Source organism: Asaia astilbis JCM 15831 (assembly GCF_000613845.1).
Taxonomy (GTDB): Bacteria; Pseudomonadota; Alphaproteobacteria; order Acetobacterales; family Acetobacteraceae; genus Asaia; species Asaia astilbis.
This window is the reverse complement of sequence record NZ_BAJT01000003.1, coordinates 198,407-221,236: the sequence shown is the minus strand read 5'-3', so window position 1 is coordinate 221,236 and position 22,830 is coordinate 198,407. Positions and strand designations below refer to the sequence as shown.

The window sequence follows — 22,830 nt, the reverse complement described above, 5'->3', positions numbered from 1 at the left end:
AACATGCCTTACCATTACTCGAAGTCTACTCGCCTGTTCTACGACGATGAAGAGTCGTATTCTGACATGCCGTCAGACGTTGTCGCAGTGACCGACGAGCAGCATTCTCTACTTTTTCTGGCGCTGAAAATGGTGCAGCTATCATCCCGGACAGCAATGGCTCGCCTAGTGCTGTGTCTAATGGTGGGTATGGTTCACTGATCGACCTATCTACGGTTACGGAAGATAGCAACTATATTCCCGCTCCTACGCTCGCGAAGCAGGCATCCGACGAGTTATCGTCAGCCCGAGGCTACGTTTACAACAATTACGGCATTCTGAACGAGGCTACGCCTGACGCCTGGGTCTCGTATCTCAAGAGCCTGATGGCAATCGCCAATGGCTCTGACACGACGAGCACAGCCTTGCCGAAAGCCCCGACAGCCTAAAGGATCATTGCTATGAGTTGGCGCCCATCAGCGCGGATCGTGCGCCTGGCGGGTGTGCGACCGCACAACTGCGCGGCATGGCCTTGCAGCCTCCGCTTGCGTGGCCTGACAATAACATCAACGGCGGCGCTGATTATAGCGTCGATTTCTCGGCGATTCTGGGTCCGGGCGAAAGCGTGCAGGCGCTGGCTTTCGATGCTGGAAGTGCCGGATCTCAGTCGTGGACCTATCTCAGCGGAACGACCGTTACTGCGTGGATCAAGTGGGTTCAATCCGGCGCGATCCCCGTCACAGTATGCGTGCTCGGCAGCTCCGGGGCTACCTATCAGGCCACAGTCTCGATCATCGTCAGTTCGACACCTTCCCTTGTGGATGCTTCGCCGCCAAGCGCGCCGGGGATCGACATTAGCGCCGTCAACAGCGCGACGATGAGCGCGTGGCTAGACTCGCTGCCTACTTCGCCCCCAAGTGGCGGCGGGTGGTGGAACAATGCCAACATCCCGACTTATGAGGCTCCATCGTGAAGCGTTTTCTTATCCTCGCTGGGTTGCTGCCTGCCATTGCGTGCGCCCAGACACAGACGACCAAGCCGCAGTTTGTTCCTCCGAATGGATTGCCGCTCAATACGCCGCTCGGAACGGCCCGCAACGCTGATGGGGCGGGGGTCACTACGTTTGCCACCATGCAGGCTGGCATCGATGCAGCAGTCACGCCCTCTGAGCTGACAGAAGCTCTTACCCCATATCTCACGCAAGCGAGCGCGGAATCACAGTATTTCCCGCTTACTGGCGGTTCGGTGAATGGAGATGTGACGTTCAACGGCAAGATTTACGCGCGGGGGTATGTTTCGACCCCTCCTAACGACCAGTCTGCATATATGTGCGCCGATACCGGAACCGGGTATTTATACCCGGCTAACGCACCATGCATCCCGTCCTATGTGGACCCGCGCTATTCGACTCCCGATCAGGTCTCTTCTGCTGTCGATGCCGAAAAGACGCGCGCCATGTCCGTAGAGGAGGGGTTGCAAACAGATCTTACAAACGTCTCCGAAAACTACGTTTCCAATTCGGATTTTAGCGCCGCCATCGCGCCCTATCTTAAGTCGGCTGATGCAGCGTCGATTTATCTGACGCAGGGCAATGCGAGCAGCACATACCTGACGCAGACGAATGCGGCGAACACTTACCTAACTCCTTCCTCTGCATCAGGCACTTATCTTGCCAAGTCTGACGCTGCGTCGACTTACCTGACGCAGACCAGCGCAGCATCATCTTATCTCACGCAAGCGAAGGCGACATCAACGTATCTTCCGCTAAGTGGCGGAAGCATAACGGGCAATGTTGTCCTGTCTGGCTACGTTCGCATACTTAGTGGCGGGTATTTGTGGCTAACAAACCCGACGCAAGATGCAAACAATCAGAATATCTATATAAGCTTCGATTCCTCTGACAATTCCCTTTACTTCACAAACAGAGGGGCTCAGGCATCTAACTATCTAACATCCAAATTTAATATTCTCAAAGCAACCAGCATGACTGGCACTGGGAATGCTTATGCGTGCGTAAATTCTGCTGGTCAGTTCTATCGCAGCACTTCGGCATGTCAGTAAGTTGTTGTTCAAATTTCGGCCTAGCCAGGCTGCATCAGCCGCCCCTCACCGGGCGGCTTTTTTATTGGAGGGGCCATGAACGCCGAAACTGATGACGTCCTTGCCTACGTCACAAGAGGCGAATTTTCTGACGTGAGACAGGATGTCAAAACCCTCGAACGCCAGATGGTTGAAGTTCAGACGACACAGAGCGCCCAGAGCGGCCAGCTATCGCAAATCATCATGAATCAGGATGCTCAGACTGCCATGATCCGTAGTCAGGGCAATGTCCGTGCGATGATTGTATCGGCCTGTTCGGGCCTCGGCGGCGGCTCAGCAGTGGGCGTTTACGCCCTGCTGCACAGCTTGGGTAAGATCTGATGGCCGGTATCAACACATCGCAGCTCAAAGCGCTGGTCGTTGCTCCCACTCTTCAGCTTATGGGCCAATCCCACGCAAGCATGGCCGCCGTCAACCTCGTGGTTGGCACGGCACTGGCTGAGAGCAACGCGGCCTATCTCCGGCAGGTGACCAACACCGGATACGGCCCTGCAATGGGGCTCTGGCAGATGGAGCCTTTCACGCACGACGATTGCTGGTCGAACTGGCTCCGCTACCCAGGTCAGTCCAAAGCGGCAACCGCTATCCGTGCCATGATTGGCAACCTACCGGCCACGGCTGATCTGATGGTCACCAATCTGGCCTACGCCTGCGCGATGTGCCGCGTGAAATACTACCGCGCTCCGGCCGCCCTTCCGCACTTTGCCGATGCCGAAGGGCTCAGCCGATACCACAAGCAGTTTTACAACTCGGCGCTCGGCGCGGCTGATCCAGTCGCGAACGTCGCCCATTTCCGCGAGGCGGTCCAAGCATGAATATCGACTGGCAAACGATCTTCGAAACGATCCTCCCCTTTCTTCCAGCATCTCTCGCAGGGGATGCGACAACGATCATCACGTTCATCGTCGCTCTAGCAGCCGTAGTCGCCCGCTTCTGGCCTCGCCCCTCCGACAGCTCGAAGTGGCTTCCTCTTTATCTGATCGTCAACGGGCTCGCCATGAACGGCAAGCACGCTGCGAACGCGGACGACCGCAAACCCTGACTGACGACACCGGCAGTCGGGCCGGGATCGATCATCACCATTGAGAAAGAGAATACCATGACCACCAGCGCAAACACGCTCGTCACCAAGCTCGTCAAGCTGATCACCGATGCGGCTGGCAGTTCAGTCAGCTCCGCTACGACGGCAAAGCTGACGGCAGCCGCTGCCATCATCGGCGAGGTCGGCGATCTGATCATCCCGTCGCTCGAGAACTCCAACAAGGATCTTTCGGCCATCCTCGACGCAATCAGCGCGATCGAAGACGATGCCGACAAGCTCGACACCGACATCAAGTCCCTCGTTGCCGCCTTCAAGGGCACGAGCAGCACTGTTGCGCAGGCCGCTTGACGGCTGATCTCATCGCCGGGGCGGTGGCGTTTGTCGTCGTCGCCCTCGGTGTCCTGATCTGGTACGCCAACCGGGCCGGGAAGAACGCAGCGTCTGTCAGCACGTCCGAGGCTGCGAAGACCTCAGCCGATGCGACGACGCTTAAAGCTCAAGCCATGGCGCAGGCTCAGGCCGACAAGCCCGCGACGGAAGAGGCGGTGTTGCAGCGTCTCGGGGATGGCTCGGCATGAGGTGGCTCGCTCTCGTCGCCCTCCTCGGGCTCTCTTCCTGTTCGTCGGTGCAATATGTGCCCTGCCCTGTCCTTGTGACCTACAGCAAGGCTGATCAGGCCGCGCTTGCTGCGGAGATCAAAGCCAATCCAAATCCGGAAACCGTGCGATGGATCGGCGACTATATCGGCTTACGGGACCAGGTGCGCGCCTGTCAGAGATGAGCGGCTTTACTCGTCATCCTTGTCCCGCCAAGCAATCGAGTAACCAATCGTCTCATGTGGCGGCAACGGCTCCCCCTGATGCGGCCACATATTCGACCGGCGCAGGTGGGCGGTGATTCTCTGGGCCAGGCCCTCGACCTCTGAGCCGGTCATCTTCGCATTCAAGCGCCGGTGCCTTCCGCTATCGTCAAGCTTGAGCGCCATGAGGATCACGAAATGCACGTCTTCTTCGGTCGCTGGGGTCGGGTTTGTTGAGTTAGAACAGAACGCGAACGAATGGTGAGAGTCAATTAAAAGGCGAGCGCGAACTGTTGCGAGATGCGATCGGCACGAGGAACTTGCGAACTTGCGCAAAATCGCAAGTTTCGAATGATCGAGCCTTCGGAGATTCCAGATAGTTGAACCTGTGCATTTTTTGCACACGTTGCCGATAGGATAGGCGACCAAACCGCCATCAAGCGCCCTTGACGACAACGGACGACAAGCAACGGGAGGATCTACTACGCAAATCAGTCCTCACCGGTCTCATCAGAGTCCATCACTTCGTGAAGCTTGGTGACTTTATAGGCCCTTGGCCTGCCGCGCACGGTGAGAAGATGTACGTCCACCAAGAAGCTCTCGTTGAATGGATTTCCTGCTCCGCTCAACATTTTGCTCTTTATTTCGTCATCCTCGAAAACAACCTTCAAGGGCTTCTCGGAGATATCGTCGATAACCACCTTATCACTAGTAGACTCCGCGCCCTTATTGGCTTGCCACCAATACATAAGGACACGTCTGAAACTTTTCTGGGCAGGCTCTGCTCTCTCTTCAATAATCTTGTCTGCCCTGTTTTGAATGGCATTTGCCTCAAGACTATTGTAATTGACGGAGACAACTACATGAGATCCTTCCGCCGCATTTATGTGCAGATTGGCTCCAGGATCTTTTGCGATGGGCTCCAGGATCTTGCTGATATCCTTGAGTTCACTTGTAGACACATCTTCTGGTTTATCTCCAGATCCTTTCAACCAATTGAGACTATCGCGAAGATTTTTGGCGAACGTAGTAAGAGCATTCACCTGCGTTGCGGCCGCGCCTCCAGCGACAACCGCAGCGGTCAAAGTTCCTTTGTGAGCTTCGCCCCAATTGATGAGATCGACGATAACGCTGCCTGGCCTGATCTCGCGCACATACAGCGCAGATGCGTTCTCGTCCTCAAAGGTGACTCCGTTTTGCGCGGCAAATCGAGCGTATCTCCTAGCCACAGCCTGCAGGCTGGTCGTCAGATCTGCCAACTCAATGGGGCTATGGTTCTCGTACTTGATAGTGAGACCATCGGTGGGAATTGTCGTCATATCTCTGTTCCACTGCGCGATGTCGAAACGCATACAGACGCCATAAAGTCGCGATAATCAAGACCTACTGTATAACAGCCTTTATCTGGCAGCACGCCTAAGCGGCGCGTAGCTTAGTCCTGCAAGCAAAGGGCGGCCCGAAAGCCGCCCTCGCCTATCAACACCACGATGATTTTGCGCCCCGGTTCGGTCACTGAAGAAACGCGACGCGTAACCCCTCTCGAACAGGGCGCCGGTGCTGCGTGCCGGGCTTGATACCGGCTATCGCTGACGGACGCTCACGCGCTGGAGGGACCTTTCCACCAATTAACCGTCTGACACGCTTGCTCTGGGCTGGTGAGCCGCATGATCTCGCTTAGGGAGAGCCCTCTCCCGCGTGTCCATCCACGCCGCCGCAGCCCCCGCAGAATCGCACGATCTGGCGGGCCAGTACAAGGGGAAAGTTTCCCGTTCCCACGGTCGGAAACAGGAGAACGTAGCGCGACCATCCGGAAAAAACACCAATGATATCAATGGGTGTTACTTTTGGTTCGATGGTCAGCGCCTGCTTGAGCGGCCGATGGAAATACTCCTTCAGAACCCGGACATCGACCTTCCCTTCTGTCTGATGTGGGCCAATGAAAACTGGAGCCGACGCTGGGATGGCGGCGAAGATGACATTCTGATTTCGCAGAACTACAATGTCGAAGACGATCCGGCCCTCATCACTGACCTCGCGCGGCATATGGCGGATAGACGATATCTGCGTATCGGGTCTCGTCCCCTCTTCATGATCTATCGGCCCGGCACCATTCCTGATGCCGCGAGGCGCATCGCGCGCTGGCGCTTCCTCTTCCAGAGCGAACACGCGCTCGACCCCATTGTTGTCATGGCTCAGGCCTTCGATGACAATGATCCACGCGCATTCGGGATGGACGGCGCCATCGAATTTCCGCCGCACAAGCTGACTGTGCCCTGCACCCCGATCGAAGACAGGGTTCAGGTGCTCGACGAGGATATGACGGCACGGATCTACGATTATGACGAGCTGGTCGAGAAATCTCTCGCCGATCCGGCTCCGGATTTTCCGCTGATCAGAACCCTCACCCCTTCCTGGGATAATGACCCGAGACGCCAGGGAGCCGGGCTTGTTCTGCATGGCTCAACACCAAGGCTTTACGAGCGCTGGCTGAAGGAGAGCATCGCCAATGCACGTCGCAATCCTTTCATGGGCGAGCCCTTTCTGTGCATCAATGCGTGGAACGAGTGGGCAGAAGGAGCTTATCTCGAGCCCGACATCCATTTCGGCGCTGCCTATCTCAATGCAACGGCACGGGCGGTCACCGGTCTTCAAAGCCACTTCGCCCCCCACCGGCTTCTGCTGATCGGACATGACGCCTTTCCGGCAGGCGCACAAATGCTGCTTCTCGCAATCGGAGAGACCCTGAAGCGCACCCATGGGCTCGAGATCGCCTTCGTGCTTCTGGGCGGTGGCGATCTGCTGGCGCGCTATCGTCAGATCGGCACGGTCGACATCCTGACCCCGGGCACACGGGCCTGCGCGGAACGTATCCAGTCTCTTCGTGCCGAGGGCTTTACCTCTGCGCTGATGAACAGTGTCGCATCGACCAAACTGGCCCCTGAGATCAGCGCAGCAGGCCTCTCCTTCATCCTGCTTGTGCACGAGCTTCCCGGCATGATCAGACAGCATCGTCTCGAAGACTGTTTCGAGCAGGCGCGCAAACAGGCGAGAAAAGTCGTGGTTCCCGGCGCGCAGCTGACACGCCTTTGCCCTGAGGCGATCATTCTGCCGCAGGGTCTTTATCACAACATTGCGTTTTTCGACCCCGCGCGTCGACGGGTGCGTTTGGCCTACGGAATAGAGAGCGAAGCACTCGTCGTGATCGGCGTCGGTTACGGCGATATCCGCAAAGGCTTCGACCTGTTTCTTCAGCTCTGGCAGATGATCCAGAGCGAGTCTTTTACGCCAGTGGCCAAAACGCGCCCTCACCGCCCGATCCACTTTTTGTGGGTCGGTGCTCTTGCCGACAGCATGAGACAGAACCTGCTTTCAGACCTCGACGCCGCACAGGCAACAAGGCGCTTTCACCTTCCGGGTAGAGTGGAGGACGTCAATCCATTTCTGTCTGCCGCTGACCTGTTTCTCCTCCCTTCCCGGGAAGACCCCTATCCTTCGGTCGCCTTGGAAGCGCTTGCCTCGGGCCTGCCCTGCCTCGCCTTTGCCCGCAATGGCATGATTCCCGATCTCCTCGAGGAGCTTCATCAGGAGGGCGATACACGCCATCGCGTGGCACTGCCCGGCGATCTCCCTTTCATGGGAATGGAAGTCTTGCGAGCGGCGGCCAGCGCGCCACAGTCTTCCGACGAACGGATGCAAAAAGGTCAGGCTCTGGCCGAAAAATTGTCATTCGCCCCTTATGTGGACCGTCTTAAGACACTCGCACTGCCAGATTTACCGTCGATTTCGGTTGTCGTTCTCTCCTATAATTATGCGCAGTATCTTGCCGCACGCATGGCCACGATCTTCGCGCAGAATTGCCCCGTGACCGAAATTATTGTCCTCGACGATGCGTCTGATGACCAGAGTGTCGAGCTGTGCCGACAGACCGCGGAACAGTTCAACCGCAACATTCGCCTGATTGAAGGAAAGCAACAGAGCGGATCGGTCTTCACCCAGTGGCAAAAGGCAGCAACGCTCGCGACAGGAGACTGGCTCTGGATCGCCGAAGCCGATGATCTTTCAGAGCCGGAATTCTTATCCGTCCTGATCGCAGCAGTTACCCAATCGCCCAAGGCGGTCATGGCATTTTGCGATAGTCGCGCCATCGATCAGGACGGGGCGGAGTTAGCCCCGAATTATCAGGACTATTATCGCAGCCATGTGGGGCACAGGCTTGGACGGGACATGCTGATGGAGGGGGAAAGCTTCGCGCGCGACTATCTCGCCACATGCAATCTCGTTCTCAATGCCAGCTCCGCCCTGTTCAGGCGTCAGGAGTTTCTGAACGCGCTGCTTGCCTGCCAGTCGGAGTTACCACAGCTTCGTCTTGCAGGAGACTGGCGCATCTACGTCGAACTCCTCATGCGACCGGGCACCGAGATCGCTTTCCTCGCCCGCCCGCTCAACATCCACCGTCGACACAATCAATCCGTCACCGGATCTTTGGATCATCGTGCCCACCTCGCCGAGATCGAAACGATGCACGATCTGATCGCGCAAAAATTCGGCAATCCGCACGACCTGATGAGGAGCCAGAGAGCGTATCGTGACTCCCTGACCGCCCAGTTCGGGCTCAATTCTTCGACCCCGAGAAAGAGACGTCAGCGCCTTTCCTAACTCCCTCAATTAGGACGCTTCTGGTCCTCAGACATCCTTCAGACGGGGCATCAGGTCCACGAAGTTGCAAGGCCGGTGACGTCGGTCGAATTGCTGGGAAAGAATGAGGTCCCAGCCATCGGCGACAGCGCCCGTTGAGCCGGGGAGCGCGAAGAGGAACGTTCCGTTCGCAATTCCCCCCAAAGCGCGGGACTGAATGGTCGAGGTCCCGATCTTTGCATAAGAGAGCATTCTGAACAGCTCGCCAAAGCCCGGGATCTCTTTTTCGATCACCTGAGCAAAGGCCTCGGGGGTCACATCCCTCGCGGTTAGCCCCGTACCGCCGGTGGCGATCACCGCGTCAATTTCGGGGTGTTCGATCCAGACGCGCAAACGCTCGACAATGTCACTGACCGTGTCCTTGACGATGGCCCGCTCGTTCAGATGGTGACCTGCCGCAACGACACGCTCGGCCAAAATTGTTCCGGAACGATCCGTTTCTGGCGTGCGCGTGTCCGAAATCGTCAGGATCGCAAAGGTACACGGTGTGAACGCGGCACCGCCCGGGTTCTCGGTCATCGTCGAAATCTTTCCTGCAAAGATAAACGTCCTTTATTGCGCCGTTTCCGCGTGAGACAAAGAGGTTCATGGCGAACGGTTTTCTGCCCTGCAAGCGAGGTTGCGGGGAGCGCGTCTCACCGTTAGGGTGGCTTTCTTAATTTCAGTTCAGGTGTACGAAAGAGTGGATCGTCCGGTTTGTCCCGCGTTGCCTGATCCGTTCATCTTTATTCGGAACGGGATCCGGGCATGAGCACCCCCTCGACGCCAGAGCGGCGTTTTTCCAAACCTCCAGAGCGTATCGCGTTTCTGGCGTCACCAACTGAGATCGCTCAGAAGACGCGACACCGACTAATCTCGACCTATGGCGATACCCCGCTATGCGATGCAGAGCTTGTGGTCTGCCTCGGCGGTGACGGCTTTCTGCTTGAGGTGCTTCATAAGGTCGCCGAGCGCGGTATCCCGGTCTACGGGCTCAATTGCGGGTCTGTCGGGTTTCTGCTCAATACCATGTCGGATGAAGACCTGATCCAGCGGCTCACCAAAGCCCAGGCATCGGAAGTGCATCCCTTGCGGATGAACGCCATCGGCCGCGACGGCACCCGGCACGAAGGTATCGCCTTCAACGACGTCTTTTTATTCAGACAAACCCGACAGGCGGCCAAGATCAAGGTCGAGGTCGATGACCGCGTGCGTCTCCCAGAGCTGATCTGTGATGGCATCATCGTCGCGACCCCTGCAGGATCGACCGCCTATAATCTCTCGGCCCACGGGCCGATCGTCCCGCTCACAGCCAATCTCCTGCCTCTGACACCGATCTCGGCCTTTCGACCGAGACGCTGGCGCGGTGCGCTCCTGCCCTCGAATGCGGTCGTTCGCCTCACGCTTTCGGAGCAGGAAAAACGTCCCTGCGCTGCTGTCGCGGATTTCATGGAAGTTCGCGACGTCGCTGAAGTTGTTGTGCGGGAAGATCGTTCTATCACAGCCACGATCTTGTTCGACCCGGATCACGGATTGTCGGAGAGGATCATCGCCGAACAATTCGCCGAATAAGCCGAAAAGACCCAAGAAAGAAGGCGCAGCCAATGAGCAGTCTCACGATCCGCCCGAGCTATACTCCGTCATCAGACACGCTGCTTTCAGCAGCAGAACGTCTGGCAAAAGGCGAAGTCACCAGCCGTGCCTGATCGAGCGCTGTCTCGAAAAGATCGACGGGTGCGACAATGCCCGCGCTGCTTTCTCCGGTGACTTCTCCGCCGATCGGGCGCGCCAATACGCCGATGCCGCTGACCGGATCCGTGCGAAAGGCTATGCTGCCTCCCCCTGGGCAGGCCTCCCTGTTTCGATCAAGGACCTGTTCGATATCCAGGGACAGGTGACCCGGGCAGGATCGACCATTCTTGCAAATCGCCCGCCAGCCCCGAAGGACGCCGAGGCCATCGCCCCCCTGCGCGAGGCCGGCTTCATCTTTCTTGGACGCACCCATATGACGGAATTCGCCTATTCCGGTCTTGGGCTGAATCCTCACGGGCCCCAGCCCTGGAACACAATGATCGATGAAGGGCGCGCCATCCCGGGAGGGTCGAGTTCGGGGGGAGCCGTTTCCGTCGCCACGGGTGCCGCGCTCGCGGCAATTGGGTCGGATACGGGGGGATCATGCCGCATTCCGGCGGCGATGAACGGCCTTACCGGTTTCAAACCGACCGCAGGCCATATCAGTCGACAGGGCATGGTGCCTCTCTCGCCAAGCTTCGACAGCGTCGGCAGTATTGCTCAGACCGTCGATGACTGCGTCCTTCTCGACCATATCATGTCTCAAAAACGGGAAGTCTGGTCGCGCGTCGAACCGCAGGAGGGGCCGATCCGCCTGCTTTTGCCGACATCCATCGTGCGAAACGAGGCAGATTCCCAGGTCCTTGCCGTCTTCGAGACCGTGGTAAGGCATCTCGAAGCAGGCGGGATCGAGATCATCCGACAGCCCCTGCCGATCCTGCAGGACATCATCGATCTCAACCTGCAAGGGCAGATCGTCGCCGCCGAGGCCTACCACTATTTCCATGACGATCTGCTTCACAACCCCCAAGGCTTCGACCCTCGCGTGAGCGAACGGATTGCCCTTGGTGAAAAGATCAGCGTGCAGACCCTGCGCCAGCTTTATGTCGAGCGCCAGAAACTCTGTTCACGCTTCAATGCAGAATTGAGCAAATTCGATGCCCTGATCTGTCCGACCTCGCCGGTTTTGCCGCCGCTCATCAAGGACTGCGAAGATCCGCAAGCCTATGGACGCTTCAACCGCCTGATCCTGCGCAATCCCTCGATTGCCAACCTCGTTGACGGCTGTTCTTTCAGCCTGCCACTCCACTGGAGAGGTCTGGCCGCAGGTCTGATGCTGACCGCGTGCCACGGACGCGATACGGCTCTTGCGCGGATCGCCCGTCGCTGTGAAATCCGGCTCAAAGGCTGACCTCGTAGGACCACTCTCTGCGATCGCTCCAGCGCGCCTGTCGCTGAGGATGCTCTTGTCACCGCAGCGTTATTTGAGCGTGTTCGCTCGAGAAGCTACCTTGCCGTTCTCACATTTCGGGCCATGCCACGCATTCGGCATCGATCCCTCTTGGGCTCGACCCGTCGTCGTGCGTGAGCCCATCAGAAAAATTTCGGGGGGTTCATCGTGGCTGACAAGTCTTCATCCTTTGGCTACCTGCCTCCTCTCACCCTTGCTCTGGTCCTTTCCTATATGGCTGTGGCGATGCCCCTTGCGGTCATCCCCCCTTTCATCACCTCCTGGCCGGGCTACGGCAATGCCGTCGCCGGTCTGGTCGTCGGTTGTGCTTTTATCTCGACCATTCTGACCCGAACGCTGGCAGGCGGTTTTGCCGACCGGCGAGGAGGACGCAGTGCGATGCGCCTCGGCCTCGTGCTCTACACGTTGGCCAGCGCCATCTGCCTCGTCGCCGGGCTCGACCTGCTCCCCAGAAACGCTTCCCTTGGCCTTCTGATCGTCGGACGGCTGCTTCTTGGAATCGGCGAGAGCTACACTCTGGTCGGTATGCATGGCTGGGGCATTGGCCTGATCGGTCCGCAAGGGGCGGGCAAAGTCCTGACCTGGACCGGGGCCGCCATGTATGGAGCCTTCGCTTTCGGTGGCCCCCTCGGCCTCGAACTCTATCATCTCGCCGGGTTTTCGACGCTTATGGGCGTCTGTACGCTTCTACCCCTTATCGGCTGGCCATCGTGCAAGGCGTTCCGGCTGCACCCATTTTCTCGAACAAACGTGAATCCTTCTGGCCCGTCCTGGGGACGATCCGGCCTTTCGGCATGGTCGTGGCGCTTCAGGGTGTCGGGTTTGCCGTCTTGGGCGCGTTTCTCTCCGTCTATTTCCTTGCCAGACACTGGCATTTCGGAAGCCTAGGACTGACCTGTTTCGGTCTCGCTTTTGTCGCGGGGCGCCTTTTCGGCGGCCATCTTCCCGAAAAGATGGGAGGGATCCGTGTCGCGATGATCTCGCTTGGCATCGAGGCCGCAGGTCAGGCCTGCATCGCCTTTGCGCCCGGCCCTGTTCTCGCCCTATCAGGAGCCATTCTAACGGGCGCCGGATGTTCGCTCATCTACCCGTCAATGGGGGTGGAGGTCGTCAAGCGCGTGCCAGCCTCCATCCGTGCGACCGCTCTGGGCGGCTTCGCTGCATTTCAGGATCTCTCCTATGCGGTCAGCGGGCCGGTCGCAGGGACGCTTTCCGACCATCTTGGCTATCGTGCCATCTTCCTGATGGGGCTCGGCTGCGCGTTGATCGGCCTCATCCTTGTGTTCAAACTCGCACGACGCGGCGCCTTGCCGTTAACGGGAGTGGCGGAAGGGTGAGCTCGAAGACCTGATTTGTACCAGTCAGACACCGTATTCGAGGTGGAAAAGCGCCTTGTCCAGATTGGCAGCGCTCGCGCTCCGTTCAAGGCGGGAGCTGTAAGTAGCGCCTGTCTTGGGCTCTTCGACAATCGGTCCGGCAGGAGCCTCAACATGCTGACGCTCAGACTCAACCGGAAGGTCGGCTGCGGATCGCTCCGATGAGACTTCTTGGTGAGCAGAGGCAGGAGCAGGAGCAGGAGCCGCTTGACCTGCAGATGGCAGCAGATCGAGAAGAGGCGCGAATACGTCCTCGCCCAAAGCGCTGGGCCGTTCCCCCCGAGCGCGTTGCACGATCCACCCCTGAAAAGCTGAAATCAGCGCACCAAGCGCCACGTCGCGCGGCTGCCCGCTCTGCGCGCGCAGTGACTGCACCAGAAGCGTAATATCCTGCTCCGAAATCCGACGAGGCGCCGTCTCATTCACCGGCTTGATGACCCAGCCTTCAACATGCTTTGCGATTTCCAGATCAGACATCACGTCACCCTCCCTATACCTGCCCCCTGTTACCAGAGACATGCCCCTTCGCCCAGCCACGCGGGCGGACGGCCCGGATCCCGGACTAAAAGATCGGAATCTCCATTGTTCTGACATCGTATATATGGGAACTGCTCTCAAACAGGGACCGGCCCTGTCATCTCTTCATAGCTGGATCAGGACATTGGCACGCTCCCTGCCCGACTCTCGCCGCTCGTTCACACGGATCTGGCTTTTCTCTACCGTCTCGGTTCTCTGCGCGGCGCCTTATAGCTCGACCTGGGCTGCCGACAGCGCGGCAAAGCCGCGCAAGGCCGAGCAGATCGTCGTTCGCGCCACAGAGCCCGAGAAGCGGGATGCCGAGCGCGGCGGTGGCCTGATCAAGCCCCACCATGAAATCCGATCGGTCAGCAGCGTCGATAGCAGCTTCATCGCCAAGCAGGCACCGATCGCGACGGCCTATCAGCTCGTCTCCCTGCTTCCCGGGGCCAATGTCGCTGCCTCGGACCCGATGGGGCTTTCCCCGCAGACAACGATCTCCGTGCGCGGCCTGAACACGGATTCCATCGGCTATGTGCTCGAAGGCATGCCTCTCAACGATCTTGCCTATTATTCGGGCTATCCCAGCCAGTTTGCCGATGGTGAAAACTACCGTCAGGTATCGCTGAGTCAGGGCGCCGCCGATCTCGACAGCCCGGTGCTTAACGCGGCCGGAGGCTTGATGAATTTAAGCTTCCGCGATCCTGCGCGCAAGGCAGGTGGCACGGTCGCTGCGTCCTATGGGTCATATAACGCCAATCGCGAGTTCATCCGACTGGACACGGGTGAACTTGGTCAGACGCGGCTGCGCGGGTTCGTCTCGTATTCTCATACGAGTGCGGAGAACTGGCGTGGCCCCGGCCATGATATGCGCCACCATATCGACTTCAAACTCGTGCGCGATATTGGCGAGCGCTCGAGCGCGGGGTTGGTCGGCAGCTTCAACAGCACAATCACAAGCTATTATCCGCAGGTCTCGAAAGACCAGTTCAGGCTCTATGGCGTCTCTTCTGGCAATGCGCTTTCCGGTCGCTATGACCCTCAAAATCAGGAAGAGGCGACGTCCTATCAGCGTTTGTGGCGCGCCCCCGAGCGCACGTTATACATGGGGGCTCCCGTCACGCTGGCCCTGAGCGATCACCTCACCTTCCACGCCACGCCCTACGCACAGGCGCCTATGGCAATGTCCCGAGTGGCTCGACCCTGCCGCTGAGCGGTCTCTACACAGGCACCCAGGCTCTGGGCGACGTTCTGAGCCTGCCAAGCTCCGCGGACGGTCAGGCCGTTGTGCGCGCCAACTACACGCAGCGCAGCACACGCTCGGGTTTCACTTCCGAGCTAGCCTGGAAACAGGGCTGGAACGAGCTCGTTCTGGGGTACTGGTTCGATTACGGTGACGATCATGAAGTTCAGACCTTCTCGCCCGTAAGCGAATACGGAAGCTCGGCCAATATCTGGGGCAACGGCACGCGCAATTTCGTCAGGCTCAATGACGGTCATGTCTATTATGCAGGCGATAATCATACGATCAGCATCGCCAATGCGCTCTTTATCGGCGACCGGATGAACCTGCTTTCCGACCGGTTACTGATCGAGTTTGGCTTCAAGGAAGTGATGTTCAATCGTACGGGCACGAATGCTGTGCCCGGACCGCAATATCATGTCGGCACAAACAGTGCTGTCCCTCTGCCGCGTCTTGGCGTGCGCTTTCAGATTTCGCCCGAGCATCAGCTCTTCCTGAATGCCACAACCAATTTCAGGGCCTCATCTTTTACCGCGCTTTACAATGTCTATGATCCCACGAGCGGACAGACGAACACGACCGGCGCGAATAATTTGCGTAACGAATATTCGATCTCCGAAGAACTCGGCTATCGCTATACAGGCCCGCTCGTGACCGGGAGTCTGACCTTCTTCAACTACAATTTCACCAATCGTCAGGTTCAGACGCAGATCATCGTCAACAACGCGCCGATTTCCTCGACCATCAATGCTGGTGGACAGACCTCGCGCGGCCTGGATGTCGAACTCGGCCTGAAACCCTGGCACCATTGGGCGCCCTATCTGTCGGGTGAGTATCTGCACGCGACGATCGACAACGATATTGCAAGCAATGGCGACCTGCTGCCGACGCGCGGCAAGATCGCCGTACGGAGTCCCAGCCTGCAGGCCGCTGCCGGTCTGACCTATGATGACGGCCATCTCTTCGGGTTCGCCTCGGTCAATTATACGGGCAGGCAGTATGCGACCTTCCTCAATGACGAGCGTATCAGCGATCACACGACCGGAAATCTGGCCCTCGGCTATCGCTTCTCGGATACGCATCATCTCAAGGCGCCTTCGCTGCGTCTGAATTTCATCAATATCACCAACGAGCATTACCTCTCAGGTGTCGCAAACCCCACGCTGAGCGCACGCGACACAGTCGGGCGTTATGGTACGACCCTCTCTGGCTCGGCCCCATCTTACTATATCGGCGGGGGTTTCTCAGCTCTGGCTACCGCCACTGCCGGGTTCTGATGACAGAGGGTATCCCCCCTTCTTCACCCGGCCAGTTCGGCCTCTGGGGACAGGAGAGCAAGCGCGACTGGCCCCTGATTACCCCGGATGAAGCGAGCCGGGTTCTCACCGCTTTCGGATTGAACGGTGTCGAGACGATCGACTGGCATAGCGCCCGTCCGTTCTCCGCCGTGTCGCGCCTGAGCGATGAGGCGGGGAAAAGCTGGTTTCTCAAACGACATCATCGTGCTCTCCGCGACCCGGTCGCCTTGGGCGAAGAGCATGCCCTAATCACCCATCTTCATCACAGCGGTCTGGGCGTCGCCTGCCCCCGAGCGGCTAAAGACGGCACTTTCACCGTCGCCATCGGCGCATGGAGCTATGAGTGCTTTCCCGCCATCAGAGGCGCAGACCTCTATCGTGACCGTATGTCATGGGAGCCTTATCTCTCACTCCATCACGCCCACGAGGCTGGCGCTGCTCTGGCACGCTTTCACGAAGCAAGCAAAGGTTGGGATGCGTCTCCGCGCTCGGATCGACCTCTCGTCTCGGCCCTCACACCGCTGCTCGATGACAAAGGCCCCGCCGAGGGGCTGAAATCCTGGGCAGCACGCAACAGAGACCTTCACGCAGCTCTAGAGAATGAGGGAAGCCTCGAAACGATCTTCGCCCCGCTTCAGCCGCATCTCGACCACGCTGCCCCCTTTCTGAAGCGAGCTCTGCTCCTCTGGGGACATGGAGACTGGCACGGATCGAATCTGAGCTGGTGCGGCGTTGAGGGCAAGGAGACCGTGAGCGCCCCCTTCGATTTCGGCATGTCGGATCTGACGACACGCGGCTTTGATATCGCCGTGGCGCTTGAGCGCAGCATGTTCGGCTGGATGGGTCCTCAGCAAACCACAGAGAGCGCCCTACCCGATTTTACGGTCCATCTGGATCAGATCGATGCGTTCCTCGCAGGATACGAACAAATACATTCTCTTTCGGCTCACGACCACGCCGAGATTGCCGCCTATCTTCCTCTGGCTCACGTTACCTTCGCCTGCTCGGAAATCTGGTATTACGCGCATCTCCTTCACGCAGCCGAACTGGCAAAGACGACCTGCACTACCTATCTGCAGGGCCACGCGAGGTGGTTCTCGGCCGATCACGGTCGCAGCATATTGAACCACATTGCGACACGATGCGGAAAGACGGTCTGATGTCCTTCATCGAAATCCTCGCTGTCTTGATCACGATGCTGGGCATCTGGCTGATGGCACGCAGGCATGTCTGGGGCTGGCCATGTTCCCTGCTTGCCTCCCTGCTTTATCTGGCCGTGTTCGCCAAAGCGCAGCTCTACGCCGATTCCGCTTTGCAGCTGGTGTTCTGCGGGTTCCTGATCAAAGGCTGGATCGACTGGCATCGGTTGAAGCAGGACGCGGAGGAAATCGCGGTAACAGCCGCGTCGCTCAGAATTCTTCTTCGCGATGTCTTTATCGGATTGGGTTGCTCGGCCTTGCTTGGCACGATCCTGCGACTCTGGACGAGCGATGCCGCTCCCATGACCGATGCCACATTGAGTGTCTTCAGCGTCATCGGCCAGATCTGGACGGCACGCCGTTTCATTGCATGCTGGCCGCTCTGGATTGTGGTCGACGGTGCCTATGTGGCGCTCTTCATCGCCCGGGATCTCTGGCTCAGTGCGGGCCTCTATGCGGGCCTGATCGCGCTCGCGGTTTATGGATGGTCGAGCTGGCGGGCGTCACTCAGGGCCTCTCAGCAGGTCTGACAAACGCGGCTGAACTTAACGTGACCTCGCATCTGGAACGCCGCTTGCATCGCGTCCCCGATCGTCTTACCAGCGGGACGCCACTTACCAGAGTTTTCGAAAGGCAGGGCCAAAGTGCAGAAGAACCGGATCTTCTATCCGCGGGCACCACGGCAGCTCTTTGGCCAGTTCATACGCTTTGGAACGATCGGGGCCATGGGCCTGGTTTGGGACATTCTGATCGTCACCTTGTTGCGTCCTCATCTCGGACTGACCGCCGCCGCCCTTCTCTCCTATTTCGCCGTGGCCAGTCTGAACTGGCTGCTCAACCAGCTCTGGACCTTTAAGAACGTTGCCCACCGCGATCACCCGGTTCTGCAATGGCTTCGCTTTCTGACTGCCAACAGCTTCGGTTTTCTGCTCAATCGCGGCACGGTCTACACGCTCTGCTTTACCATTCCGTTTTGCTCAAAGCACGTTGCGATACCGCTGGCCGCAGGGGCGCTCATGGGTCTGACCGCCAATTTCAGCCTGTCGCGCAAGCTTGTCTTTCGTGAGAAGGTTCCCGAGACACCGATGGAGCTGGCGCAGATGGCCGTCTCATTGAACATCGACCCGACGGATCACGACCTGAAATCCTGAACCGAGGCGCGCAAAACATTTCCTTTGCGGTCTCTTTGCTCTAGTGGAGATGCCATCTTCACGCCGCAATCGGGATTTTCTGCTCGCGCCATGACAACATCTCCGCATGACACCACCACGAATGAGCTGCGCAGCGCGTTTCTGAAGTATTTCGGAGACCAGGGCCACAAAATCGTACCTTCCGCCCCGCTCGTTCCCCAAAACGATCCGACCCTGCTTTTCACCAATGCAGGAATGGTGCCATTCAAGAATGTGTTCACCGGGCAGGAAACCCGTCCTTACACCCGCGCCACCACGGCCCAGAAAGTCGTGCGTGCCGGCGGCAAGCATAACGATCTGGACAATGTGGCTACACCGCTCGCCATCTGACCTTTTTCGAAATGCTCGGCAATTTCTCCTTCGGCGATTATTTCAAGGCCGATGCGATCGAGTTCGCCTGGGGCCTGCTGACCAAAGGCTATGGCCTTCCCAAGGAGAAGCTCCTCGCCACGGTCTATGCCGAGGATGAAGAAGCAGCCGATCTCTGGCGCAAGATTGCGGGTCTGCCGGAAGAGAAAATCATCCGCATTCCCACATCGGATAATTTCTGGCGCATGGGTGACACGGGTCCCTGCGGCCCGTGCTCCGAGATCTTTTTCGATCATGGTCCCGATGTTTGGGGTGGCCCGCCGGGCTCTCCGGAGGAAGACGGCGACCGCTTTGTCGAGATCTGGAATCTCGTCTTCATGCAGTATCTGGAAGGCCCGCCCGGCACGCGTGCCCCGCTCCCGCGCCCGTCGATCGACACGGGCATGGGTCTGGAGCGCTTTGCGGCCGTCATGCAGGGCAAGCGCGACGTCTATGACACCGACGTGCTGCGTAGCCTTGTCGAGGCAACCGCAAACACGCTGAACACCGACCCGGACGGGACGCTGCGCGCCAGCCATCGCGTCGTCGCCGACCATCTCCGCTCGACGGCATTCCTGATTGCCGATGGCGTCATGCCGTCCAAGGACGGACGCGGTTACGTGCTACGCCGCATTATGCGCCGTGCCATGCGCCATCTGCAGCGTCTGGGCGCTACGGAGCCGGTCTTCTATCGCCTGCTCCCGGCCCTCATCCGTCAGATGGGCTTGGCCTATCCGGAGCTGGTCCAGTACCAATCACTCATCACCGAAACCATGAAAGGTGAGGAAGAACGCTTCACCGCCCTGCTCGAACGCGGCATGTCGCTTCTCGAAGACGAGACGGCCCGTGTTTCCGAAGGGGGGGCGCTTCCCGGTGACGTGGCGTTCAAGCTCTACGATACATTCGGCTTCCCACTCGACCTGACGCAGGACGCCTTGCGTGAGCAGAATCGGACCGTCGACGTCGCCGGGTTCGAAGCCGCCATGGCTGAGCAGCGTGCCCGCGCCCGTGCCGCCTGGGTCGGCTCGGGCGATGCTGCTGCGGAGACGATTTGGTTCGACGCGCGCGAGCGTTTCGGTGCCTCCGAATTCCTTGGCTACAGCTCGGAAAAGAGCGATGCCGAAGTCATTCTGATCGCAAAGGCCGGCATTGAAAGCGATGCCGCTTCTGCGGGCGATGAGATTGCAATCCTGCTCAACCAGACCCCATTCTACGGCGAGAGCGGTGGTCAGGTAGGCGATCATGGTCTGCTCGTAGGCGATGGGGTGCGGATCGAGATTACCGATACCCAAAAGCGCAATGGCGATCTGCTAGTTCATTATGGCCGGGTTGTCGAAGGCACGCTGCGCCCGGGCCAGTCCGTCACGGCAGAGATTGACCACACACGCCGTCAGGCCGTGCGAAGCCATCACTCGGCGACCCATCTTCTTCACGAAGCTCTGCGCCGCCAGCTTGGTGACCATGTTGCCCAGAAGGGCAGCCTGAATGCGCCAGAGCGCCTGCGTTTTGACGTCTCCCAGCCCCGTCCGATCACTGCCGACGAACTGGCGCTGGTCGAGCGCGAGGTCAATGCGCGCATCCGCGAAAACAGCGCTGTCGAAACTCGCATCATGACACCTGAGACCGCCGTTGCCGAAGGCGCGATGGCCTTGTTCGGTGAAAAATATGGAGACGAAGTTCGCGTCGTCTCCATGGGACTGGGTGACGACGAGAGAGGCGCTTATTCGATCGAGCTTTGCGGTGGCACGCATGTCGGGCATACCGGCGAGATCGGGCCTTTCCGCATTGTCTCTGAAAGCGGTGTTTCGGCGGGTGTGCGTCGCATCGAGGCTGTCTGTGGCCTTGCCGCCGACCGGTTGGCGCTCGAAGCGACGAGCGTCTTCGCCGTATGGCAGATCTTCTGAAATCGACGATCGCCGAGGCGCCCGACCGTCTTGCCACTCTGGTGGAAGAACGTCGTGCGCTCGAGCGTCAGGTTTCCGAACTGCAGAAGCGTCTTGCGACAGGTCAGACAGATTCGGCTAGTGAGACGATCAACGGCATCACGTTCATCCCGCGTGATCTGGGCGATGTCGCCCCGCGCGAGCTGAAGAATGTCGCCGAAGCCATTACCAAGCAGATCGGCAGTGGCGTCGTCACGCTGATCTCGACGGCCGAAGGCAAAGGCAGCGTCGTGGTAGCTGTAACGAAAGACCTCAATGATCGATTCAGTGCGGTCGATCTGGTCCGTCTGGCCTCAGCAGAGATGGGAGGCAAAGGCGGCGGCGGTCGTCCCGATATGGCGCAGGCAGGAGGCCCACAAGCCAATAGCGACGCCGTTTTCGCAGCAATCAGGCAGATCATTTCCGCCTGACCTCTTCATGACAAAGGATATTCCTTGCGATTATAGCATGGACACCCTTTAAAATCTACGGCATCGGAGTCATCTCAGTTCCGGGTGTGGCAAAAAACTCACAGCAAGCCACACCCTCTTTTTCAGATGAGGTCTCGATGAAGAGTGCAATCGAAAACAGCCTGATCGACCTGCTCAAGGGCGTCCAGTATTTCGACGAAGAGGTTTATGAAGGGCACCGCGAGCTTTTCCAGAGCCTTGCGGAAAGCCAGGCGCCGTCCACCTTGTTCATCACCTGCTCCGATAGCCGCATCAATCCGAGCATGATCACCCAGACATCTCCCGGTGATCTGTTCATTGTCCGCAATGTGGGCAACATTGTTCCGCCTCATGGCGAGATGCTCGGTGCCGTTTCCTCGGCCATCGAATACGCTGTGCTCGTCCTAAAGGTGAAGCACATCGTTGTGTGTGGCCACTCGAATTGCGGTGCAATGGGCGCCCTGTGCGACCTGAACAACCCCAAATTCGACGCGATGCCGACAGTTCAGCGTTGGCTTCGCAACGCCGAGGCAGCCCGCGCGGCTCTTGGTCCGTTCAAGGCGGAGGACGCTGGTCCGGAGACAGTCCGCGAACTCGCACAGCAGAACGTGCTGTTGCAGCTGGCCCATCTCCGCACCCACCCCGCTGTCGTCGGCGCATTGGCCGCTGGTGAAATCGCACTGCAGGGCTGGTTCTACGATATCGGCACCGGTCAGGTCGTCGTTATTGACGAGCAGACCCGCAAAGAACGCACGGTTCGCGATGTTCTCGGCGATCTTGGCGTTACGGTCTGATCGTCTCTGCCTTCTGCTTCTTGCTGTCTGGGGCCTGTCCCGGACAGCGGAAGCCGCTTCCCTCAAGATTGCCACCTGGAATCTTGACTGGCTGACGCAGCTCCCCGCGTCAGCACCGGGCCTGCCCGTAAACATCCCCCATCGCTCGGCACCTGACTGGTCCGCTCTCAGAAAAACCGCCTATCGTCTCGATGCCGATATTGTCGCCGTTCAGGAAGTCAGCGACGAGGCCGCCTTGAGGCGTCTCTTCCCCTCACCCGACACTAAGCTCGTCATGAGCAAAGCGCCCATCGTGCAGAATCTGGGCGTCGCTCTACGCGCGCCCTGGCACGTCGTGACTCATGAAGAGCTTCCGGAGTTCGACCGTTCTCCTTATCGCGGCGGACATCCCCTGAGACCGGGCCTCGATCTAACGGTGAGCAACGGCAAACATGTCCTGCATCTGCTGATCGTCCACCTCAAATCCGGATGCTGGTTCCGCCGCTGGTCGGAGAAAGGCTACTCCTGCCCGATCCTCCGCGATCAGATCGACCTGATCTCGAACTGGATTGCGGAGCGGGAAGATGAGGGAGACGCCTATGTCGTGCTCGGAGATTTCAATCGCCGCTTCACTCTTCGCGATCCCTATTTCATGCGGATGATCGACGGAACGGCCCCGGTCCTGACAACCGCAGGATATGCCAGCCCCTGCGAGGACGGGAATTACTTTATCGATCACCTGCTGATTGGCGGAGCTGCACGAGACTGGTTGGTCAAGGACAGTCTGCGCGTTCTCGTCTACCCGCCGGAAGATGCCAGCTTCACTTTGTCGGATCACTGCCCCGTTTCAGTAAGATTATTGCTCCCCTAGTCGACCTG

At 58.7% G+C, this 22,830-nt stretch carries 23 protein-coding genes and 2 pseudogenes; 22 read left to right on the top strand and 3 right to left on the bottom strand.

The features are described from left to right. From JCM15831_RS22375 to JCM15831_RS03690, 10 genes are all read left to right on the top strand, one after another. Positions 1-201, top strand: a 201-nt coding sequence (locus JCM15831_RS22375; protein ID WP_025822811.1) for a hypothetical protein, incomplete at its 5' end; no start/stop codon positions are given. Then, the gene (locus JCM15831_RS16445) at positions 174-428 is read left to right on the top strand and encodes a hypothetical protein (RefSeq protein WP_051528293.1); all 255 of its coding nucleotides are present in this window, start codon (positions 174-176) and stop codon (positions 426-428) included. The genes JCM15831_RS22375 and JCM15831_RS16445, both read left to right, overlap by 28 nt. Before the next feature lie 17 nt (positions 429-445). After that, positions 446-952: a hypothetical protein gene (locus JCM15831_RS03725; RefSeq protein WP_025822809.1), complete on the top strand. Its 507-nt coding sequence runs from the start codon at positions 446-448 to the stop codon at positions 950-952. Continuing rightward, the gene (locus JCM15831_RS03720) at positions 949-2,040 is read left to right on the top strand and encodes a hypothetical protein (RefSeq protein WP_025822807.1); all 1,092 of its coding nucleotides are present in this window, start codon (positions 949-951) and stop codon (positions 2,038-2,040) included. The genes JCM15831_RS03725 and JCM15831_RS03720 overlap by 4 nt, the downstream gene beginning before the upstream one ends. Positions 2,041-2,115: 75 nt before the next feature. After that, complete coding sequence (locus JCM15831_RS03715; protein ID WP_025822805.1) at positions 2,116-2,400, top strand: hypothetical protein; 285 nt, start codon at positions 2,116-2,118, stop codon at positions 2,398-2,400. Next, the gene (locus JCM15831_RS03710; RefSeq protein WP_025822803.1) at positions 2,400-2,894 is read left to right on the top strand and encodes a hypothetical protein; all 495 of its coding nucleotides are present in this window, start codon (positions 2,400-2,402) and stop codon (positions 2,892-2,894) included. Before JCM15831_RS03715 ends, JCM15831_RS03710 begins: the two co-directional genes overlap by 1 nt. Further along, entirely contained in the window at positions 2,891-3,121 is a 231-nt protein-coding gene (locus tag JCM15831_RS16440) for a hypothetical protein (RefSeq protein ID WP_051528292.1), read from the top strand. The genes JCM15831_RS03710 and JCM15831_RS16440 overlap by 4 nt, the downstream gene beginning before the upstream one ends. Positions 3,122-3,178: 57 nt before the next feature. Then, entirely contained in the window at positions 3,179-3,469 is a 291-nt protein-coding gene (locus JCM15831_RS03700) for a hypothetical protein (protein ID WP_025822799.1), read from the top strand. Beyond that, positions 3,466-3,699: a hypothetical protein gene (locus tag JCM15831_RS03695; protein WP_025822797.1), complete on the top strand. Its 234-nt coding sequence runs from the start codon at positions 3,466-3,468 to the stop codon at positions 3,697-3,699. The genes JCM15831_RS03700 and JCM15831_RS03695 overlap by 4 nt, the downstream gene beginning before the upstream one ends. Next, positions 3,696-3,902, top strand: a complete 207-nt coding sequence (locus JCM15831_RS03690) for a hypothetical protein (RefSeq protein ID WP_025822795.1) — start codon at positions 3,696-3,698, stop codon at positions 3,900-3,902. The genes JCM15831_RS03695 and JCM15831_RS03690 overlap by 4 nt, the downstream gene beginning before the upstream one ends. A gap of 509 nt (positions 3,903-4,411) precedes the next feature. Here the strand turns inward: JCM15831_RS03690 and JCM15831_RS03680 are convergent. Further along, entirely contained in the window at positions 4,412-5,272 is an 861-nt protein-coding gene (locus JCM15831_RS03680) for a hypothetical protein (RefSeq protein ID WP_156938729.1), read from the bottom strand. Positions 5,273-5,615: 343 nt separating this feature from the next. Between JCM15831_RS03680 and JCM15831_RS03675 the strand changes: the two genes are divergently transcribed. After that, positions 5,616-8,576 carry a glycoside hydrolase family 99-like domain-containing protein gene (locus tag JCM15831_RS03675; protein WP_025822789.1) on the top strand — a complete coding sequence of 987 codons (2,961 nt, stop codon included), beginning with the start codon at positions 5,616-5,618 and terminating at the stop codon, positions 8,574-8,576. A 27-nt stretch (positions 8,577-8,603) separates the two neighbouring features. Here JCM15831_RS03675 and moaB read toward each other — a convergent pair whose 3' ends face one another. Beyond that, positions 8,604-9,134: a molybdenum cofactor biosynthesis protein B gene (moaB, locus tag JCM15831_RS16435; RefSeq protein ID WP_051528289.1), complete on the bottom strand. Its 531-nt coding sequence runs from the start codon at positions 9,132-9,134 to the stop codon at positions 8,604-8,606. Positions 9,135-9,362: 228 nt separating this feature from the next. Between moaB and JCM15831_RS03665 the strand changes: the two genes are divergently transcribed. The 4 genes from JCM15831_RS03665 (at position 9,363) to JCM15831_RS22365 (ending at position 12,974) form a co-directional block, all read left to right on the top strand. After that, positions 9,363-10,166, top strand: coding sequence for an NAD kinase (locus JCM15831_RS03665; protein WP_025822787.1), 804 nt, complete (start codon positions 9,363-9,365; stop codon positions 10,164-10,166). A gap of 130 nt (positions 10,167-10,296) precedes the next feature. Beyond that, positions 10,297-11,577 (top strand): amidase, encoded by a 1,281-nt coding sequence (locus tag JCM15831_RS20830; protein ID WP_232227985.1) that lies wholly within the window; start codon positions 10,297-10,299, stop codon positions 11,575-11,577. Positions 11,578-11,784: 207 nt separating this feature from the next. Continuing rightward, positions 11,785-12,525: an MFS transporter gene (locus JCM15831_RS22370; protein ID WP_232227977.1), complete on the top strand. Its 741-nt coding sequence runs from the start codon at positions 11,785-11,787 to the stop codon at positions 12,523-12,525. Beyond that, complete coding sequence (locus tag JCM15831_RS22365) at positions 12,468-12,974, top strand: MFS transporter (protein WP_232227976.1); 507 nt, start codon at positions 12,468-12,470, stop codon at positions 12,972-12,974. Before JCM15831_RS22370 ends, JCM15831_RS22365 begins: the two co-directional genes overlap by 58 nt. A gap of 24 nt (positions 12,975-12,998) precedes the next feature. On the opposite strand, the gene JCM15831_RS03650 is transcribed toward JCM15831_RS22365, so the two are convergent. After that, a complete protein-coding gene (locus JCM15831_RS03650) occupies positions 12,999-13,490 on the bottom strand; it encodes a hypothetical protein (protein WP_025822785.1) in 492 nt (163 codons plus the stop codon). Between the two features lie 124 nt (positions 13,491-13,614). Between JCM15831_RS03650 and JCM15831_RS20825 the strand changes: the two are divergent. From JCM15831_RS20825 to JCM15831_RS03615, 7 genes and pseudogenes are all read left to right on the top strand, one after another. Beyond that, positions 13,615-16,049, top strand: a pseudogene (locus JCM15831_RS20825) (TonB-dependent receptor). Beyond that, positions 16,049-17,230 carry a phosphotransferase enzyme family protein gene (locus JCM15831_RS03640; RefSeq protein ID WP_025822783.1) on the top strand — a complete coding sequence of 394 codons (1,182 nt, stop codon included), beginning with the start codon at positions 16,049-16,051 and terminating at the stop codon, positions 17,228-17,230. The pseudogene JCM15831_RS20825 and the gene JCM15831_RS03640 overlap by 1 nt, the downstream one beginning before the upstream one ends. Then, the gene (gene pnuC / locus JCM15831_RS03635) at positions 17,230-17,799 is read left to right on the top strand and encodes a nicotinamide riboside transporter PnuC (protein WP_025822781.1); all 570 of its coding nucleotides are present in this window, start codon (positions 17,230-17,232) and stop codon (positions 17,797-17,799) included. Before JCM15831_RS03640 ends, pnuC begins: the two co-directional genes overlap by 1 nt. A 114-nt stretch (positions 17,800-17,913) precedes the next feature. Continuing rightward, positions 17,914-18,420 carry a GtrA family protein gene (locus tag JCM15831_RS03630; protein ID WP_025822779.1) on the top strand — a complete coding sequence of 169 codons (507 nt, stop codon included), beginning with the start codon at positions 17,914-17,916 and terminating at the stop codon, positions 18,418-18,420. Positions 18,421-18,510: 90 nt separating this feature from the next. Then, positions 18,511-21,160 (top strand): annotated as a pseudogene (gene alaS, locus JCM15831_RS16415) (alanine--tRNA ligase). 137 nt (positions 21,161-21,297) lie between these two features. Further along, a complete protein-coding gene (locus JCM15831_RS03620; RefSeq protein WP_025822777.1) occupies positions 21,298-21,972 on the top strand; it encodes a carbonic anhydrase in 675 nt (224 codons plus the stop codon). Then, a complete protein-coding gene (locus JCM15831_RS03615) occupies positions 21,941-22,822 on the top strand; it encodes an endonuclease/exonuclease/phosphatase family protein (RefSeq protein WP_084490535.1) in 882 nt (293 codons plus the stop codon). The genes JCM15831_RS03620 and JCM15831_RS03615 overlap by 32 nt, the downstream gene beginning before the upstream one ends. The last annotated feature ends 8 nt before the right edge of the window (positions 22,823-22,830 follow it).

What these genes read in the sequence shown, in the direction of transcription:
- JCM15831_RS03700 (WP_025822799.1), top strand. Translation starts at nt 3,179, where the DNA reads ATGACCACCAGCGCAAACACGCTCGTCACCAAGCTCGTCAAGCTGATC.
- JCM15831_RS03615 (WP_084490535.1), top strand. Translation starts at nt 21,941, where the DNA reads ATGTTCTCGGCGATCTTGGCGTTACGGTCTGATCGTCTCTGCCTTCTG.
- JCM15831_RS03710 (WP_025822803.1), top strand. Translation starts at nt 2,400, where the DNA reads ATGGCCGGTATCAACACATCGCAGCTCAAAGCGCTGGTCGTTGCTCCC.
- JCM15831_RS03715 (WP_025822805.1), top strand. Translation starts at nt 2,116, where the DNA reads ATGAACGCCGAAACTGATGACGTCCTTGCCTACGTCACAAGAGGCGAA.
- JCM15831_RS03640 (WP_025822783.1), top strand. Translation starts at nt 16,049, where the DNA reads ATGACAGAGGGTATCCCCCCTTCTTCACCCGGCCAGTTCGGCCTCTGG.
- pnuC (WP_025822781.1), top strand. Translation starts at nt 17,230, where the DNA reads ATGTCCTTCATCGAAATCCTCGCTGTCTTGATCACGATGCTGGGCATC.
- JCM15831_RS03620 (WP_025822777.1), top strand. Translation starts at nt 21,298, where the DNA reads ATGAAGAGTGCAATCGAAAACAGCCTGATCGACCTGCTCAAGGGCGTC.
- JCM15831_RS03665 (WP_025822787.1), top strand. Translation starts at nt 9,363, where the DNA reads ATGAGCACCCCCTCGACGCCAGAGCGGCGTTTTTCCAAACCTCCAGAG.
- moaB (WP_051528289.1), bottom strand. Translation starts at nt 9,134, where the DNA reads ATGACCGAGAACCCGGGCGGTGCCGCGTTCACACCGTGTACCTTTGCG.
- JCM15831_RS03650 (WP_025822785.1), bottom strand. Translation starts at nt 13,490, where the DNA reads ATGTCTGATCTGGAAATCGCAAAGCATGTTGAAGGCTGGGTCATCAAG.
- JCM15831_RS16440 (WP_051528292.1), top strand. Translation starts at nt 2,891, where the DNA reads ATGAATATCGACTGGCAAACGATCTTCGAAACGATCCTCCCCTTTCTT.
- JCM15831_RS03690 (WP_025822795.1), top strand. Translation starts at nt 3,696, where the DNA reads ATGAGGTGGCTCGCTCTCGTCGCCCTCCTCGGGCTCTCTTCCTGTTCG.
- JCM15831_RS03680 (WP_156938729.1), bottom strand. Translation starts at nt 5,272, where the DNA reads ATGCGTTTCGACATCGCGCAGTGGAACAGAGATATGACGACAATTCCC.